Below are 18,931 nucleotides of genomic sequence, written 5' to 3' on the forward strand. Positions count from 1 at the left end.
ATTTTATCCAAACAGCGGCTATCTTTGACACCCCCATCTTTTTCAAAGTGGGGAATAAGCACTTTTATGTGCATGGATAAGTTCTTCCCCTAAAGGATAACGTATTCCAAGTGCTAAAGACACTAAGAATACTGTTAATAAGATTCAGATGAAGATGTTGCATTTCTTATGAGCAAACTCCATCTGAACCTTAAGAATCATTCGATATTGAATAAAGTATTATTGCGTTTAAAAGCATACTACAAATTTAAAACGCATGAGAGTCCATATATGCTATAATATATAAAATAAATTTTAATATAGAGGTGAGTAATAGTGATTGGCAATGCTGAAGAGGTTTTACATAAATATTATGGTTATGAAACTTTTAAAAAGCATCAGAGAGAAGTGATTGAAAGTATATTAAGTGGAAGAGATACCTTGGCAATTATGCCTACAGGAGGAGGAAAATCTATATGTTATCAAATACCTGCAGTGCTTTTTAAAGGCATAACTGTTGTCATATCTCCTTTAATTTCTCTCATGAAAGATCAGGTAGATAGTATAATTGGATTAGGCATAAACGCATCTTATATAAATAGTTCTATTTCTCAGCAAGAAATTTTAAGTATATTTTCAGATTTAAGGAATGGAAAAGTAAAAATATTATATGTAGCACCGGAGAGATTGGAGTCTCCAGAATTTTATCAGCTTATGAAAACCATAGAAGTTTCACAGGTGGCGGTAGATGAAGCGCATTGTGTATCCCAGTGGGGACATGATTTTAGAATAAGCTATATACATATATGTAAATTCATAGAGAGTTTTTCTAAAAGACCGGTGGTTACGGCATTTACTGCCACGGCTACTGAAGAAGTGAGAGAAGATATTGTAAACCAGATAAAATTGAAAGAAGAGGCTGTTTTTATATCAGGATTTGACAGAGAAAATTTAAAGATATCATGTCTTAAAACGGGAAATAAATTTCAATATTTATCAAATTATGTTAAAACAAATGAAACACAGTCTGGAATAATATATGCATCCACCAGAAAAGAAGTGGATAATATATATGAAAAACTTAAGGCAAATGACTTATCTGTTACAAGATATCATGCAGGATTACCAGACAGAGACAGAAAAATAAATCAGGAGGATTTTGTGTATGACAAGGTAAATATAATAGTGGCTACCAATGCTTTTGGAATGGGTATTGACAAATCAAATGTAAGATATGTAATTCACTATAATATGCCGGGAAATATAGAAAGTTATTATCAGGAAATAGGCAGAGCAGGCCGTGACGGAGAAGCCAGTGAGTGTATATTAATGTTTTCTCCACAGGATGTAATTACTCAGAAATATTTAATAGAAACAAGTATACAATCTCCAGAAAGAAGAATAAATGAATATAAAAAGCTTCAGCATATGATAGATTTTGTGCATTATAATGGTTGTCTTAGAAAATTCATATTAAATTATTTCGGAGAGGAGGTAAATTATAATCAGTGTGATAATTGTAGTAATTGTATAAATTCCGGGGAATATGTAGATAAAACCATAGATGCACAAAAGGTTATCTCCTGTGTATACAGGATGAAAAGAGAATTTGGAGTAAATATGATAGTGGATGTTTTAAGGGGGTCTTCTCAAAAAAAAGTACTTCACTATGGATTTAATAAACTATCCACTTATGGCATAATGAAAAATTATTCAAAAGAAGCATTATCAAATTTTATAAATACCATTATAGCTCATAAGTATATAACCTTAAAAGAAGGAGAATATCCCACTGTGGCGTTAAATGCCCAGTCCATAAAAGTTTTAAAAGGTGAAGAAAAAGTAATCTTAAAAGAATCAGTTAAAGCAAATAAGATCACTGCCCATAATGATTTATTTGAAATACTTAGGAATTTAAGAAGAGAAATAGCTTTGGAAGAATCTATTCCACCCTATATGGTATTTTCAGATGCAACTTTAAAAGAACTAAGTATAAGGTATCCGGTAGATTCAGATCAAATACTTGATATATCAGGAGTGGGGGATTTAAAATTAAAAAAATATGGTGAAAGATTTTTAAATGTTATAAAAAAATATATAGAGGAAAATAAAATTCAGCCCAACTGGTCATTTAAAACTGGTGTTACCAGTAAAAATGAAAGAAAAAATGACAAACCCAAAACCCATCATATAACAATTAATATGCTTAGAGACAATATGAGCATAAAAGAAATTGCGAAAAAAAGACAGCTTACCCTATCTACAATACTTACTCATATTACAAAATATTTTGAAGAAGGAGATATCGATATCAAGGATATAGATATAAATTTTCAAGAATTATTTACAGAATCGGAAGAAAGAGAAGTTTTAAAGGCCATAGATAAAGCTGGCATGTCTAAATTGAGGCCTATAAAAGAACTTCTTTCAGATAGCATAAGTTATGATAAAATAAGAGCTGTTATAGTAAAAAATTATATTTTAAAAGAGGTGGTAAAATGAAATTTGTAACTTATAATTATAAAGATAAAGAAAGCATAGGAATTTTAGAGGATAATAGTATTTTAGATTTTAAAAATATATTTTGTGAAATTGGAGAAAAAAATCCACCCCAAACTATGGTGGAGCTTATAAAATATTTAGATGAGAATAAATTAAATAAGATAGAAGAATTTTTAAAAAATAAATCTTTACAAACTGTATCTGTAGAGGCAATTAAATTAAAGGCACCTATACCTTATCCTGAGAGAAATGTATTTTGTCTTGGAAAAAACTATGCAGAGCATGCAAGAGAAATAAAATTAACTAAAATAACAGATAATGATATACCAAAGGTGCCAATATATTTTACTAAAGTTGCATCACCTGCCATAGGAAATAGAGATTCCATAGAATTTTCCAGTGAAGTTACCAATCAGGTAGACTATGAGGTTGAACTTGGAGTGATAATTGACAAGAATGGGAAAAACATAAAAATAGAGGAAGCAGAAAATTACATATTTGGTTACACCATAATAAATGATATATCAGCAAGAGATCTTCAAGGAAGTCATATTCAATGGTTTAAAGGAAAAAGTCTTGATACTTTTTGTCCTATGGGTCCTTGTATAGTACATAAAAATGAAATACCATCTCCTGTGAATTTAGATATAAAGTGTTGGGTAAACGGAGAGATAAGGCAAAGTTCAAATACTAAAAATTTAATTTTTGATATACCCTATATAATAAGTGACTTGTCTAAAGGATTGACTTTAAAGGCAGGAGATATTATAGCAACGGGTACACCCAGTGGTGTAGGAATGGGTTTTAATCCTATCAAGATGTTAAAACAAGGAGATAGTATAGAATGTTATATAGAAAAAATAGGTAAATTAGTAAATGATGTAATAAATGTTTCTAGCTAATTTATATTGGGATAAATATTCAAGAATCAAAAGTATTTAAGTATTTATATATTATAAAGGTGAATATATTTTTATATAGTATAATTCAAATTGAATGAATGTATATGCATAAAAAACAGCGTATATTATCAAATGATTTAGAATCTCAAGTGGAGTTTGCTCATAGGGAATGATTTTTCACATATAACCCTTGGAGGAACTTATAAAGAGGTGTGGTAATGCTCAACCCCAGCACTTTGGAGAAGTTGGAAGTGTTGACTGACTGCAGTCTTTGGATAAGAAAACTAAATAGAAATAAAAAATTTTAAAATTGTATTGAATTATTATTAGTATATATGTATAATTATAAGGTATATTAAGCAATTAAAGCTTAAAAGTTTGAGGTAAGTTTAGTTATATGTGAAAACTTTTTAAAGAATGGTAAACTGGAATTATTTAAATTAGGGGGATTGATAATGAAAAAAATAACTGCAATCATAATTACTGTTATATTTAGTGCAATATTATTTACCGGCTGTGGAAGCAGCACTAAAAAAGATACAAGTTCTAATCTATTGGAGAGTATAAAGAAATCAGGAAAAATTGTTATAGGAACTGAAGAAGGATATCCTCCTATGGAGTTTAGGGATTCCAATGGTCAGCTGGTAGGATTTGACGTGGATTTTTCAAATGAAGTGGCCAAAAGACTGAGAGTAAAAGCAGAATTTTTGGTTATGGATTTTAATGGAATTATACTAGCCCTTAATTCTAAAAAATTTGATGCAGCGGTTGCTTCCATAAGTATAACAGATGATAGGAAAAAGACCACTGATTTCTCTACACCTTATGTAGTAGGTGGTCAGGTTATTACAGTTAAGAATGAAAGAGAAGATATAAAGGGAGTAGAGGATTTAAAAGAAAAAGTTATAGCCTGTGAGCTGGGAACTACTGGAGAAAATGTGGCAAATGATATAAAAGGGGTTAAAGAATTAAAAAAATATGACAAAATAACTGAAGCATTTCAAGATATGTCAATAGGCAGGGTAGATGCTACCATAATAGATCAACAGGTAGGCGGATATTATATCCAGAAGAAAAAAGGTGAGTTTAAAATGTTAGAGGGTATATTAAGTAAGGAGCCTATGGGTGTAGCTTATAGAAAGGGAGATGATTCCCTTAAAAATGAAATAGATAAAATAATTGGCGATATGAAAAAGGATGGAACTCTATCCAAGCTTTCTGTAAAATGGTTTGGATTTGATGCCTATAAAGATTAACTTAGGAGGAGATATTTTGGCTAATTTATATGGTAGAAGTTTTTTAACTTTAAAGGACTTTATGCCAGAAGAAATAGAATACCTGCTTAAACTTTCAAAAAAATTAAAAGAGGAAAAATACAGCGGAAAAGAGAAGAAAAGACTACAGGGAAAAAATATTGCATTAATATTTGAAAAGGATTCTTTGAGAACCAGGTGTTCATTTGAAGTTGGTGCTTATGATGAAGGTGCCAATGTAACTTACATAGGTTCTACAGGGAGCCACATAGGTAAAAAAGAATCAATAAAAGATACTGCCAGAGTAATGGGAAGAATGTTTCATGGGGTAGAGTACAGAGGATTTTCCCAAAGGGACATGGAGATATTTTCAAAGTATTCAGGCATACCTCTTTGGAATGGGTTATCAGATGAAGATCACCCCACTCAGGTTTTAGCAGATTTTTTAACTATACAGGAAAATATAGATAAATCTTTAAAAGATATAAATTTTGTTTATATTGGTGATGGAAGAAATAATATGGCAAAAGCTCTTATGATAGGCGCTGCAAAAATGGGAATGAATTTTAAAATAATAACTCCTAAAGAACTTTTTCCAGAGGGTGAACTGGTAAAAGAATGTGAAAAGATGGCCAAAGAAAATGGGGGATATATATTAATCAGTGAAAATATATATGAAAGTGTAAAAGGGGCAGATATTATATATACAGATGTGTGGCTTTCCATGGGTGAGGAAAAATCCCTCTGGGAAAAAAGAATAGAAACTTTAATGCCTTATCAGGTAAATATGAAATTAATTGAAGCCTGCCAAAATAAAAAAGTCAAGTTTATGCACTGTCTTCCAGCTTTTCATAATAGAGAAACTGAGGTTTCAGAGCAAATATATAAAGAATTTGGCTATGAGGCTTTGGAAGTTACAGAAGATGTATTTGAAAATGAAGAAATTTCCATAGTATTTGAGGAAGCAGAAAATAGATTACATACTATAAAGGCAGTTATGGTAGCAACATTAAGTTCAGGAAACATTTAGAAAGAGGTAATATTATGAATTCCATATTATATTTAGAAGATGGTACTGTATTTATGGGAAAGGCTATAGGACAGATAGGAATAACTGTAGGAGAATTGGTTTTTAATACTTCAATGACAGGATATCAGGAAATACTTACAGACCCTTCCTATGCAGGGCAGGTAATAACTATGTGCTATCCCTACATTGGTAACTATGGTATAAACTATAGTTCCAGTCAATCTGAAAAAATACAGGTAAAAGGTATAGTAGTAAAGAATATGTACAATGACACTTCTCATTATTTAAGTGAAAATAGTTTTGAAGGATTTTTAAAAGAAAATAATATTGTAGGTATCAGCGGCATAGATACTAGAAGTATAACTAAAAAAATAAGAGCCAGTGGAACTATGAAATGTGTCATATGTAATAAAAATGAATCTATAAATGAATTAAAGGATATGTTAAATCTTTATGATGATAAAAAGTTGGTAGCACAGGTAAGTATCCCTTCTATAAAGAAGATCAGAGGGAATGGCTCTAAAGTAGCAGTTTTAGATTTTGGCATAAAAAATAATATTATTGAAAATTTAAAGAGCAGAAATTGTGATATAACTATATTTCCATATAACACTTCTTATGAAAGCATAATGAGCATAAATCCCAAAGGTATACTTTTAAGTAATGGACCAGGGGATCCTAAAGATGTATATGATACTGTGGAGGTAATAAAAAAGTTACTAAATACTGTTCCTATATTTGGCATATGTCTTGGACATCAATTGTTGTCTCTTGCACTTGGGGGAGACACTTATAAAATGAAATTTGGACATAGGGGCGGTAACCATGGTGTGTATGACAGCGATACAGATAAATCTTTTATAACATCCCAAAACCACGGCTATGCTGTTAAAAGGGATAGTTTAGATGAAAACAATATAAAAATAACTCATATTAATTTAAATGATAATACAGTAGAAGGATTTAGACATAAAACCTTACCTATATTTTCAGTTCAGTTTCATCCTGAAGGTTCCCCAGGGCCTACTGATACAAGCTATTTGTTTGATAAATTTTTAAGTTTGATGACTTTAGTATAAATAACAAGGAGAAGTGATATAATGCCGTTAAGAGAAAACTTGAAGAAGGTTTTAATAATAGGTTCAGGTCCTATAATAATAGGTCAGGCAGCGGAATTTGACTATTCAGGAACACAAGCTTGTGAAGCTATAAAGAAAGAAGGGATAGAAACAGTACTTGTAAATAGCAATCCTGCTACTATAATGACAGATAAAAATATTGCACACAAGACCTATGTAGAACCTTTGACTGTTGAATCACTGGAGGCAATAATAAAAAGAGAAAGACCAGATGGAGTTCTGGCTGGATTTGGAGGGCAGACAGCTCTTAATTTAGCTATGGAACTTGGTAAACTTGGTATATTAAAAAAGTATAATGTGGAACTTCTTGGAATAAAAACTGAATCAATAAAGAATGCCGAGGACAGGGAAAGTTTTAAAAATTTAATGGAAGAAATAGGAGAACCTATAGCTTTAAGTACTATTGCTACGGATTTACAGCAGTGCAAGTCTTTTTTAGATAAGGTCAATTTGCCTATTATAATAAGGCCAGCTTATACCCTGGGGGGAACTGGGGGAGGTATTGCAAGCAATTATGAAGAATATATGGAAATATGTAAAAATGGATTGGAAGAAAGCCCTATAAATCAAATATTGTTAGAGCAAAGTCTGGCTGGATGGAAAGAACTTGAGTATGAGATAATGAGAGATAAAAAAGACAATTGTATGGTAGTTTGTAATATGGAAAATTTAGATCCTGTGGGAATACATACAGGAGATAGTATAGTAGTTGCACCGTCACAGACGCTTACAGACAGAGAATATCAGATGCTTAGAAGATCTTCTATAAAGATAATAAGAAAATTAAAAATAGAGGGAGGGTGCAATATTCAATTTGCACTGAATCCTAATAGCAATGAATATATGGTTATAGAAGTAAATCCAAGGGTAAGTAGATCCAGTGCACTGGCTTCAAAGGCCGCAGGATATCCTATAGCCAAAATAGCAGCCAAGATAGCTCTTGGATATACTTTGGATGAGTTAAAAAACTATGTTACAGGAAATTCCAGTGCTCTTTTTGAACCAGCACTGGATTATTGTGTAGTTAAAATGCCTAAGTGGCCTTTTGATAAATTCAAGACTGCCAATAGAACCCTCAAAACTCAGATGAAGGCTACTGGAGAAGTTATGGCAATAGACAGAAGCTTTGAAAGTGCCCTTTTAAAGGCAGTTATAAGTCTTGAAGGAAAGATAGTAGGGTTAAAGCTGGATAAATTTGAAGATATGAACTTATCTCAAATAATAGATAAGTTAAAAAAAGAAGATGATGAGAGACTTTTTGCTCTTGCAGAAGCTCTTAGAAAAGGAATAAGTATAGATGAGCTTTATGAAATAACCAAAATAGACAAATGGTTTATAGGTGGAGTAAAAAATATTATAGATATGGAAAATAAATTGGTTAATAATGTACCAAATGTAGATATTATTCATCAAGCTGAATTAATGGGATTTACAGATGAATACATCTGTAGTTTAATGGGAATGAAGCTGAAAGATTTAAAGCAACTTAGAGAAGTAAATGGCATAAGAGTGGTATATAAGATGGTAGATACCTGCAGCGGTGAATTTGAAGCCAAGACTTCTTATTATTACTCCTGCTATGATCTTGAAAATGATAATGTTATTTCAGATAATAGAAAAATACTTGTAATAGGCTCCGGTCCCATTAGAATAGGACAGGGCATAGAATTTGACTACTGCTGTGTTAATGGTGTGTGGGCTATAAAAAAGGCAGGATATGAAGCTATTATAATAAATAACAATCCTGAAACTGTCAGTACGGATTTTGATATTTCAGATAAACTGTATTTTGATCCTCTTTATATAGATGATGTAATGAATGTGATAAATGAAGAAAAAGTAGATGGAGTTATAGTACAATTTGGAGGACAAACTGCTCTGAATTTATCTAAAAAATTAAATGACAGGGGAGTGAATCTACTTGGGACCTCTTTTGAGTCCATAGATCTGGCAGAGGACAGGGAAAAATTTAGAATACTCCTTAAAAGGCTCAATATAAATTCTCCTATAGGAGGGTCTGTAACTAGTTTGGAAGAAGCTTATAAACTGGTTTCTGAAATAGGGTATCCAGTTATTGTAAGACCATCTTATGTAATAGGTGGAAGGGCTATGAAAGTAGTTTACAACCCTGAGGAATTAGAGAGATATTTAAAAGAGGCTGTAGATTTATCTAAAGAACATCCTGTACTTGTGGATAAATATATACTTGGAAGGGAAATAGAGGTAGATGCCATATCAGATGGACATGACTTGATAATTCCTGGAATAATGGAACATGTTGAAAGAACGGGAGTACATTCAGGAGATAGTATAGCTATATATCCTGCTTCCGATTTACCTGAAAATGTATGCCAAAAAATAGAGGAGTATACGGTAAATATAGCTAGAGAGTTAAATGTTAAAGGTCTTTTAAATGTTCAATACGCTTTTGATGGAGATAAGATATATGTAATAGAGGTAAACCCAAGGGCATCAAGGACTGTACCTATTTTAAGTAAAGTTACTGATATTCCTATGGTGGAAATAGCCGTGGAAGTTATGCTGGGTAAAAAAATAAAGGAATTTAATTATAGACAGGATATGTATAAATACAGTAATATTTTTGCCGTAAAAATGCCTGTATTTTCTAGCAAAAAATTACCTGGAGTAGATGTGGCTTTGGGACCGGAAATGAAATCCACCGGAGAGGTTTTGGGGGTTGACTTTGATAAAGATAAGGCAATGTACAAAGCTTTTAAGGCAGCTGGAATTAAAATTCTCAAAAAAGGTAATTTATATGTTTGTGTAAATGATAGAGATAAATGCAGTTCTTTAGAAGTAATTAAAAAGTATAGTTCTTTGAATTTCAATATAATTGCCTCTTTTGGAACCTGGAAATTTTTAAATCAAAATGGTATAAAATGCAGTAAGATTTCTATAGAGGATGCAATATCCTATGTAAAAGAAGACAAGATAGATATAGTTATAAATATACCTACTCAAGGATATGATGGTACAAGAGATGGTTTTAAATTAAGGCATACTGCCCTGGCCCATGATAAGGTGGTATTTACCTGCATAGATACAGCCAGTGTTTATGCCGATGCTATATTGGTAGATAAAAAGGGAGAAACTATAGAATATAGACCTATGAGTGAATATCTACAGGGCAGTTTAAATAAGAAAATTATAAATATATGATATATTTAATGTATGGATTTTAAATTGCAGCCTTTATATAACGGATAAACAAAAAATAATAAAATCGTTGATAATTTATATACAATTTACCAACGATTTTATTATTTTGATTTTATTCTACAAACTGTATTTTGGAGAAGTTATTCTGTATCCAGAGTACTTTTTATATTTTCATGCATGAGCTCTCCTATAATTTTGTCTAGTTTATTATTTACCTCTAAAATTTCTTGCTCCAAATGATCTCTTTCACAAATTAATAAATTTAATCTTTTTCTTAGTTTATAAATATCTTTTTTTGACACATCTTTTGACACACTTAACACTCCAAATGTATAGTTTAAGTTTAAATTTTTGAATAACAGATAATCTTCTCTCTATTTACATATAAATTGTATTTATTTTAGAATTAAAGTTTGCAGAGTAATTACATACTTAATTTTACACAATAAATATGCTAAATGCAAATAATATTTGTTTACAGTAAGCTTATTTATCTAATTAATGGTTATGTATAAAGTTATCTTAAGAGGTTAGACAGGAGTGAAGACAAATGAAGAGAGTAAATATAATTAATAAACAGGAAATGGGGTTTAGAATTCGTGAAAATAGAGAAAAGTTAGATTTAACAAGAGAAAAATTTGCTGAAATTGTAGATCTTTCCGCACTTTATATTGGACAACTAGAGCGAGGTGAAAGACAGATGAGTCTTACAGCCTTGGTTAAAATAGCCAACTCACTTTGCGTAACAACAGATTATTTGATATATGGAAAGGATAAATGTAAAAATAATGAAAATATCATAAAAGAGGAATTTAAAGAATATAATTCAGCAGTCGATAAAAAAAAGAGCAGTGTGTTACATAAGTTACTGGAGACATGCTCTCCCAAAGAGTTAAATTTAATTGAAAGTATGGTGAAACTTATTTTACCTTATATTAGATAGAGATAGCCAATGGTATAGAAATTTGCATATAAAATGTTAAAATTTCTATACCATTGGCTACAATATTTATATAAACATGGTAATAACTCCAATGTATAAGCCAGGTATAGAGTGTACAACATAAATGAATAATGTAATTTACATCTATACATTTTAAAGATTGGAGGATATATTTTATGAAAAAAATAATTTTAATCATAATATTGAGCTGTATATGGGCAAATCCTGTAAAAGCCTTGTCAAATAATTATGACATTACAATGAAGCAGGATATTTTATGTCTTATGATGGCATATAAGGATTATATTATTGATATAGAAAAAGATAGTAGTAAAAATGTATATTTAATTACTAAATCAGGTAAAAAAATTTTATATGATGATAAGAAAGAAAAGAGTTTTGAAGAAAAACTGTATAACACAGATCTGCAGGATATGATGGAACAACTCTATCCAAAGGAATCCATAAATAAGGTCATGGATAAGGATATGGATCCGGGGAGATTTAGAGTTTATCCACTATTAAACGAAGTATATGGATTCAATAAAAGCTCTGTAGAATCTAATTTAAAAAGGGTTAACCTGGGATATGGTAGTTTTCAGTTTAATGGAAACAATGATGCTTCAAAATGCCTGGAAAATGTTATGAAGGAACTTATTCCACTGTCACAAAAAAGAACGGATATTTCAAGATGTCTTTTTCCGGGTAGTGGTACATTTAATTATAGGTGTATTTCCGGAACTAATTTATTAAGTCCCCATGCATTTGGAATAGCTATAGATCTTGCTAGAGATAAAAGAGATTATTGGAAGTGGGTACCTAAAGAAGAGGGAAATAGCAGATTAGAAGAATATCCTAAGGAAATTGTGGAGATATTTGAAAAAAATAATTTTGTTTGGGGAGGAAAGTGGAGTCATTTTGATATTTTGCATTTTGAATATAGACCGGAAATAATTTTGAAAGCTAAATATTTTAATACTGAGGATAAAAATAGTAAGTTATGGTATGGAGATGTACCTTGTGAAGATGAGGTAGTGAAAAACTGTATAAAAAAGATAGATGAAAAACTATAAATCAACATATTTAATACCTGAAATTTACAGAGTGATTATTATTTTAAATGGGAATAATAATTGTAAAATTATATGAACTCTGATAACTGTTAAATTATAATTATATGAGGAGTATAACTATGAAATTTTTTCTAAAGAAACATTTTATACAGTTTATTGTAATAATTCTATTTATATTTTGCATATCGCCCTATATAAAAGCACAGGAAGAGGAAACTCTCATTAAAGAAGAAATATCAAATTCCATACAGGAAATATTTCGAAATAGAAATAAGGCCATATTAAATGGAGATTTAAAATTAATAGAAGTTAGCTATGACAAAAACACAAAATATGGCACCTGGGCTTATGAACATGAAGAGACCAAGAAAAAATATCTTGAAAATTGGGAAGAAAAGCAGGGGGTAAGGTTTACAGATATTACTCCTGATATAGTAATAAAAAGAATTAGGAGAAAAGATGACAAGTTTTCTGTAAATTTGATATGTTCAACAGAATACAAATATGTATATGAAAATTGCCCTGAAATTATAAATAGATGTAGAATAGGAACCTCCCATGTATTAAATATGGCTAAAAAAGATAATAAATGGATAATAACTAAGGAGTGGTATAAAGATCCTTTTGCAGACTCTCTCAATCTAGATAATTTAAAAGTTGATTCCATAAAACAATATATATTGTCTCAAAATGAAAGAGAACTTTCAAATGTAGGAGATAGAAGAAAATCTGCAGTGGAATATGCAGATAAATACTGCGGCATAGCTACAGAAAAGAAATGCGGTTATATCTATAATAAAAAATATAGAAATTATAATTCTCAGGGAGGAGATTGTGCCAATTTTGCATCCCAAATATTACATGAAGGAGGAAAATTCAAAAAAAATCGTTCGTGGAATTATGATAGCTCAGGAGCCACTGGTGCATGGTTAAATGCAGATGGATTTAAAGATTATATGATATACAGTGGAAGAGCTTCAGTTATTGCCCATGGCAGTTATGAGAAAGTTTATAAGGCTTCTTATAAACTTCTTCCAGGAGATTTTATAGCATATGAAAAAAAAGGAGATATTACCCATATTTCAGTGGTGACAGGTGCAGACTGCAAAGGATATTCTCTGGTAAGCTGTCATAATACAGATAGAAATAGAGTGCCTTGGGATCTTGGATGGAGTGATAAGAATATAAAATTTTGGTTGGTACATGTGAATTATTAAATAATTAAAATTTATAATAGTAAATTGTGAACTGTGAATTGTGAACTGATAATATTGAACTGGCAATATTGGTGTATAAATTAATAGAAATGGGATATGATACAATTAGAAAAAATATTTTACCATGAATAAGAAACAATATAAAATAGGGGAGAGAGCATATGGTATTTAAATTAGGCAAAACCCGTAAGGTAGCAGGTAATGTATATGTAGTGAGAACACTTGTTTCTAACTTTTTTATTTATTCTAATTATGAAACTACTATATGTTTTAATTCGGGTTTTGTTCCCTTTGTTATAAATAGGGAATTAAGCAAAATAGATATTAAGCCTGAATCTGTTTCTAATGTGTTTATAACTTATCCCTATTTCTATAATATAGGAGGTATTAGATTATTTAAAAATTCAAATGTTTACATACCCTCAGAAGTATTCGATAAAAAATTAAAATATATGGAATTTAGTAAAAAAAAGAGAAGTAAAATAAAATATATAAGAGTAAAGGATGGAGATGTATTAAATATAGGAAATATAAAAATAAAAGCTATTATATTTCCGGGACGTAAAACGGGGACTATTTCATATATGGTAAATGACAGTACTTTGTTTATATAAATTTAAATTATGTATTTTAAATGATTATATACTACGCTATATTCATTTCTTTGAGTAAACTCACCTAATTACCATAAAGCATAAAATATATTTATAGTGATTGACACTATATAGGCAATATTATATGCTCTAACCAGTCTTTTTAAACTTAATGCAGTTGTAAACAAAAGGCATTCTTCACTAGCCCTGGGAATGCTTTTTTAATATGTTTTTTAAATTATGTTCTCATTTTAATGTTGCAAAAGTTCCCTTTGACCATATTTTTCGCAATTTTATAACCTTCTTTAGATACGTCTTAGAATAAATGGTATAATATACATATCTAAGAAAATAATTTTAGAATCTCCTTTTAAAACATATAACATATACAAAACTCAAATAATTATAATTTAAATTATAGGAGTGATACCAATGAATATTCTTAGAAAAAATTATTATAGTATAATGACAATATTAGGACTATTAATTTGTATTATTTGGATTATAACAGTTAATACACAACCATTTTCTGATTTTGATTACTACAATAAACTTGCACAACAAATTGCTAAGGGTGGCGAATGGGGGGATACATATACAAGTGTTGGATATTCAGTTATTCTAGGATTCATATATTCAATTTTTGGAATTAATTTAATTGTGGCTAAAATTTTTAATATAACTTTGATACTTATAAATTATATGTTAATTTATAAAATATTAAATAAAATAAATTTAAGCGAAATCAGACGAAAAATTATTTATACAGTATTTGTTTTCTTCCCTAATAATATTTTTTATACTAGAGTGTGTCTGAAAACAATGCAACAATAAATTACTTAGATAAAATAAAAATAGCAGCAATATAAACAAAAGCAAGGAAAGAATCAGCAAGCTTGTCATAACGAGTTGCAATTCTTCTAAAATGTTTGATTTTGTTAAAGAAACATTCAACTAAATGACGTTCCTTGTACAGCCACCAGTCACAATTCCATGGTTCTCTTACATTTGATTTTGGTGGAATAGTATATGAGGATTTCTTTGAAGTAATATATTCTCTAATTTCATTTGTGCCATATGCCTTATCTGCCAGGATATTGCTGCCTTCTATATCAACGTTGGAAAGAACATCTACGGCCTGTGTACTGTCGTGTAGATTGCCAGATGATAATTGAAAATGGATTGGATTGCCAAGTCCATCAACAACTGCATGAATTTTTGTTGTATGTCCGCCGCGACTCAGTCCAATATGCTGTTTTGTTTCGCTGTTTACAGCCCCTTTTTAGCACCAGCACTGTGCTGGTGGGCTTTTATACATGTTGAATCAATGCTTAAATTTTCATAATCTGCATCTGAGGTTAACTCTTTAAAAATTGTTAATAAAGTACCATCGTTACGCCACTTACAAAAACGACTGTATACAGTTTTCCATGAACCGAAGCGTTCTGGTAAATCACGCCATGCTGCACCACTTCTTGCAATCCATAGTATGGCATTAAATATAAGTCGGTTGTCTTTTGGAGGTCGTCCTGTTTTTGCTATTGGAATTAAGTTTTTTATTTGATCCCATTGTTCATCTGATATTTCATAACGCTTCTGTGACATATTTGCACCCTCCAAGTTTTTTATCTTATTTTACCTAAAACTCGGTTCTTTCGCAATATTTAGTTTTCAGACACACCCTAGTATAATAGCAACTGAAATATTATTTACTACCATATTACTTGCAATAACATTGATATATTATAGTAATACTAAATCAAAATATGTTTTAATTGGGATGCTTGTGGCTATTAACGCCATGATAAAGCCTTTTTTTATTATTTTCTTTTTAGTTATCTTTATAGTAGAATTGTTTCTAAAATATAGTATTATACACGTGTTAAAACATACCACTATAATACTAGTAATCAGTGCTATTTGCATTTCACCTTGGATATATAGAAATACAAGATATATAGGCCAGTTTACTTTTATTTCAAATAATGGAGGTATTGTACTTTATATAAATAATAATTCACAAAATAAATATGGTAGATGGATGCCTGCTGAAAAAGTAAAAAATTCAGTTGTATTAAAAAAAGAATATATTGAAGCTAATATAACAGAAAAAAATAAAATTTTAACTACATCAGCTAAAAACTGGATAATTAATCACCCATTACAATTTGTAGAACTTGGATTTAAAAGATTATTTAATACATATTTTATTGCTGACGATATATTCTTTAGTTTAAATGGAACAAATTTAAATAAATATCTTGAAATATTATTAATTGTCTATGCATTTTTAACAAAAGCAATATTATTTACAATAGCAATTATATATATAATTATATACAGCAAAAAAGTAATTGTTAACTTATTAAAAAGAGAAAATATTAATTCTTATGATCTTTATAGCTTGAGCTGCTTTTATATGTTCACTTCTGTATATTTTATTACAGAAGGTCAAGGTCGTTATGCCTTCCCCTTTATATTTATAATCATTTACTTTTTTTCTTTTTCAGTTGAGAAAATACTTAGAAATAGTATCTTTGTAACAAAGAATACATGAATATATTATGGCCATTCTAACCCAGTGGCTGTTTATCCGAGCTACCTTTGCTAATACCTCTAACTTCTTTAAAGTGGGGCATGAGCAATGCTACGCACCTAGATAAGTGATTCTAAGATTCAGATGGAGGAAAGCATTTTCCTCTATAGTAAACTCCGCCTGAATCTAAGAATCACTTAATTTTTGTTGCCATACAGGGTAATTCATGGCTTACTTTAAACTTTTAGTATATAAAAATATTGACTAAATGATAGAATTAGTGTATTATTATAATAGAACACTAGATATTATCAGGAGGTGATAAAATGAATGATGAATTTGAACCTAATATACCAATATATATTCAAATAATGAATATTATAAAGAGGAAAATAATAAATAAGGAATTAAAACCTGGGGATAAAATTCCTTCTGTAAGGGAATTGTCTGCCATGTTAAAGGTTAATCCAAATACTATTCAAAGAACTTATTTGGAATTGGAAAGAGAGAATATTGCATATAAACAAAGAGGAATGGGTACTTTTTTAAGGGAGGATGTATCTATGATAGAAAAGTTAAAAGGAGAAATGGCAAGAGATATTATATATAATTTTATAAAAGGAATGAAGGAACTAGGATTTTCTTCTGATGAAATAATTAAAATTGTAGAAGAAAAAGTACAGGAGGAAATATAAAAATGGAACCACTTATAAAATGTAAGGATTTAAAGAAGTTTTATTTTAGAAAATCAGCCTTAAATGGACTTAATCTGGAAATTGAAGAAGGTAAAATAACAGGACTTTTAGGACCTAATGGAAGCGGCAAAACTACTTTTTTGAAAATTGCAGCAGGCATATTAAAGCAGAGCTCTGGTGAAATACTTATAAATGGAAATAAACCTGGGGTAAAGACAAAATCCGAGGTTTCGTATTTGCCGGATAAGGACTATATTTTCAAATGGATGAGAATAAATGATGCCATAGATTTTTTTAAGGATATGTATGATGATTTTGATAAAAATAGAGCTTTAGAACTTTTAAAATTTATGAACTTGGAAGGGGATAGTAAAGTTAAGACTTTATCTAGAGGTATGTGTGAAAAATTTTATCTTACACTGGTGCTTTCCAGAAAAGCAAAGCTTTATGTATTGGATGAGCCTTTAGGAGGGGTGGATCCTGTAACCAGAGAAAAGATATTGGATGCAATACTTGAAAATTATACGGAAAATAGTTCCATAGTTATAACTACTCACCTTGTAAGTGATATTGAAAGATTGTTTGATGATGTAGCCTTTATATCTGAAGGGAAAATAATACTGTCAGGTAATGCAGAAGAGCTTAGAGCTGAAAGGAAAATGTCCATAGATGAGATATACAGAGAGGTGTTTAGTAATGTTTAAATTAGCAAAATATGATCTTAAGGGATGTTTTAAAGATTTTATAATAATGGTTTCTACCATAATAATTTTAAATTTGGCACTGCTTACAAGAATAAATGTATGGAGTTCCGAGGCTATATTTTTTTTAAACTTACTTATAGGGATTGTTGCGTCAGTGGTGGTTTTAATATGGAATATAACTATATTTAGCAGGGATTTATATGAAGATACATCCTATCTTGTATTTACAACACCTAAAAGTGGAAAGAATATATTGATGAATAAAATTGTAACAGCTATTATCCAATGCCTTATAGTTTCTATTATTGTTGGAATTTTTACAGTTATTCTGCTGCAGATTTTAAGACTTACCCAAAATTTTATAGCATTGAATATTACAGCCCCCCTTAGACAATTTATTAATGCCTTTACCCCTCAATTTTGGGTGTTGGCCATATTGTCTGTTCTAGCAGTATATATTACATTTTTACTTACTGTATATTTATCCATAACACTTGGAAGGGTGGCTATAAAAAACAGGAAGTTCGGTAAATTAGGTGCTTTTGGTATATTTATATTATTGTCTTTAGTACAAGTTAAATTGGAAGATTTATTTCTAAATATATTTCCACAAACATTTAATTTGAAAGTGAAAAATGTAGATAATATATTTATAGACGTGTTACCTTCGAGAATTGATTTAAATATATCACTTATAGTTTTATCCATAATAATAATAGTGGCTATGTTTTATGCTATAGCATATCTTATAGAAAATAAATTAGATTTGTAAATTAAGACTTAAATAAACTGTTATAAAATGTATTAAGTCACTCAGAGGTTCAGGTGGAGTTTGCTTGTAAATAAGCTTTTCTCTATCTGAACTTATTTTGTATACAGGGCTTTTATTATACGTAGAAGGTGTCTTCTATAATTATTTTAAAACTTAAAATTAAAAAAGAAAATAAAGTAAAAATATATTGAATTATTTATCTTTACTGCTAATATTATCAGTGATATAATAATAATTATTATTAATAATGAATTTCGTTATCAACAATTATTATTTTAATTTAAAGAGATTTTATAGGATTTTATTGGCCTAAGGTTAACAATTTTTATATGAGAAATATGATAAATTATTGCAGGGAAGTAGACTTCATCTAGGCAATAAAAAATTATTTGATTATAAGCTGGAGGTGGAAG

At 29.9% G+C, this 18,931-nt stretch carries 16 protein-coding genes and 1 pseudogene; 15 read left to right on the top strand and 2 right to left on the bottom strand.

Going from position 1 to position 18,931, the window contains the following annotated elements; all coding sequences use genetic code 11:
- The first annotated feature begins 315 nt into the window (after nucleotides 1-315).
- The 6 genes from recQ to carB all read left to right on the top strand — a co-directional run bounded on the left by recQ (nucleotide 316) and on the right by carB (nucleotide 9,985).
- Nucleotides 316-2,481 carry a DNA helicase RecQ gene (recQ, locus tag AB3K27_RS06825; RefSeq protein WP_368490481.1) on the top strand — a complete coding sequence of 722 codons (2,166 nt, stop codon included), beginning with the start codon at nucleotides 316-318 and terminating at the stop codon, nucleotides 2,479-2,481.
- Nucleotides 2,478-3,383, top strand: coding sequence for a fumarylacetoacetate hydrolase family protein (locus AB3K27_RS06830; RefSeq protein ID WP_368490482.1), 906 nt, complete (start codon nucleotides 2,478-2,480; stop codon nucleotides 3,381-3,383). Before recQ ends, AB3K27_RS06830 begins: the two co-directional genes overlap by 4 nt.
- A gap of 455 nt (nucleotides 3,384-3,838) precedes the next feature.
- Entirely contained in the window at nucleotides 3,839-4,639 is an 801-nt protein-coding gene (locus AB3K27_RS06835) for an ABC transporter substrate-binding protein (protein ID WP_368490483.1), read from the top strand.
- A gap of 16 nt (nucleotides 4,640-4,655) precedes the next feature.
- Nucleotides 4,656-5,666: an ornithine carbamoyltransferase gene (argF, locus tag AB3K27_RS06840; protein ID WP_368490484.1), complete on the top strand. Its 1,011-nt coding sequence runs from the start codon at nucleotides 4,656-4,658 to the stop codon at nucleotides 5,664-5,666.
- A 14-nt stretch (nucleotides 5,667-5,680) separates the two neighbouring features.
- Nucleotides 5,681-6,745, top strand: coding sequence for a glutamine-hydrolyzing carbamoyl-phosphate synthase small subunit (gene carA, locus AB3K27_RS06845; RefSeq protein WP_368490485.1), 1,065 nt, complete (start codon nucleotides 5,681-5,683; stop codon nucleotides 6,743-6,745).
- Nucleotides 6,746-6,766: 21 nt separating this feature from the next.
- Entirely contained in the window at nucleotides 6,767-9,985 is a 3,219-nt protein-coding gene (gene carB / locus AB3K27_RS06850) for a carbamoyl-phosphate synthase large subunit (RefSeq protein WP_368490486.1), read from the top strand.
- Nucleotides 9,986-10,125: 140 nt separating this feature from the next.
- On the opposite strand, the gene AB3K27_RS06855 is transcribed toward carB, so the two are convergent.
- Nucleotides 10,126-10,299 (bottom strand): hypothetical protein, encoded by a 174-nt coding sequence (locus AB3K27_RS06855; RefSeq protein ID WP_368490487.1) that lies wholly within the window; start codon nucleotides 10,297-10,299, stop codon nucleotides 10,126-10,128.
- A gap of 236 nt (nucleotides 10,300-10,535) precedes the next feature.
- Here AB3K27_RS06855 and AB3K27_RS06860 point away from each other — a divergent pair, with 236 nt between their 5' ends.
- The 5 genes from AB3K27_RS06860 (at nucleotide 10,536) to AB3K27_RS06880 (ending at nucleotide 14,645) form a co-directional block, all read left to right on the top strand.
- Nucleotides 10,536-10,928: a helix-turn-helix domain-containing protein gene (locus tag AB3K27_RS06860; protein ID WP_368490488.1), complete on the top strand. Its 393-nt coding sequence runs from the start codon at nucleotides 10,536-10,538 to the stop codon at nucleotides 10,926-10,928.
- A 176-nt stretch (nucleotides 10,929-11,104) separates the two neighbouring features.
- A complete protein-coding gene (locus tag AB3K27_RS06865) occupies nucleotides 11,105-12,001 on the top strand; it encodes a M15 family metallopeptidase (protein ID WP_368490489.1) in 897 nt (298 codons plus the stop codon).
- 119 nt (nucleotides 12,002-12,120) lie between these two features.
- Nucleotides 12,121-13,218 carry an amidase domain-containing protein gene (locus AB3K27_RS06870; RefSeq protein ID WP_368490490.1) on the top strand — a complete coding sequence of 366 codons (1,098 nt, stop codon included), beginning with the start codon at nucleotides 12,121-12,123 and terminating at the stop codon, nucleotides 13,216-13,218.
- 161 nt (nucleotides 13,219-13,379) lie between these two features.
- Nucleotides 13,380-13,832, top strand: a complete 453-nt coding sequence (locus AB3K27_RS06875) for an MBL fold metallo-hydrolase (protein WP_368490491.1) — start codon at nucleotides 13,380-13,382, stop codon at nucleotides 13,830-13,832.
- A 411-nt stretch (nucleotides 13,833-14,243) separates the two neighbouring features.
- Nucleotides 14,244-14,645, top strand: a complete 402-nt coding sequence (locus AB3K27_RS06880; protein ID WP_368490492.1) for a hypothetical protein — start codon at nucleotides 14,244-14,246, stop codon at nucleotides 14,643-14,645.
- A gap of 1 nt (nucleotide 14,646) precedes the next feature.
- Here AB3K27_RS06880 and AB3K27_RS06885 read toward each other — a convergent pair.
- A pseudogene (locus tag AB3K27_RS06885) lies at nucleotides 14,647-15,416 on the bottom strand (IS5 family transposase).
- A gap of 274 nt (nucleotides 15,417-15,690) precedes the next feature.
- Here AB3K27_RS06885 and AB3K27_RS06890 point away from each other — a divergent pair.
- The 4 genes from AB3K27_RS06890 (at nucleotide 15,691) to AB3K27_RS06905 (ending at nucleotide 18,518) form a co-directional block, all read left to right on the top strand.
- Nucleotides 15,691-16,368 (top strand): hypothetical protein, encoded by a 678-nt coding sequence (locus tag AB3K27_RS06890; RefSeq protein ID WP_368490493.1) that lies wholly within the window; start codon nucleotides 15,691-15,693, stop codon nucleotides 16,366-16,368.
- A 305-nt stretch (nucleotides 16,369-16,673) separates the two neighbouring features.
- Complete coding sequence (locus AB3K27_RS06895; protein ID WP_368490494.1) at nucleotides 16,674-17,042, top strand: GntR family transcriptional regulator; 369 nt, start codon at nucleotides 16,674-16,676, stop codon at nucleotides 17,040-17,042.
- A gap of 2 nt (nucleotides 17,043-17,044) precedes the next feature.
- Nucleotides 17,045-17,746 carry an ABC transporter ATP-binding protein gene (locus AB3K27_RS06900; RefSeq protein ID WP_368490495.1) on the top strand — a complete coding sequence of 234 codons (702 nt, stop codon included), beginning with the start codon at nucleotides 17,045-17,047 and terminating at the stop codon, nucleotides 17,744-17,746.
- On the top strand, nucleotides 17,739-18,518 hold the full coding sequence (locus AB3K27_RS06905; protein WP_368490496.1) for a hypothetical protein: 780 nt from the start codon (nucleotides 17,739-17,741) through the stop codon (nucleotides 18,516-18,518). The genes AB3K27_RS06900 and AB3K27_RS06905 overlap by 8 nt, the downstream gene beginning before the upstream one ends.
- The last annotated feature ends 413 nt before the right edge of the window (nucleotides 18,519-18,931 follow it).

It is taken from the genome of Clostridium sp. BJN0013, assembly GCF_040939125.1.
Classification (GTDB): Bacteria; Bacillota; Clostridia; order Clostridiales; family Clostridiaceae; genus Clostridium_B.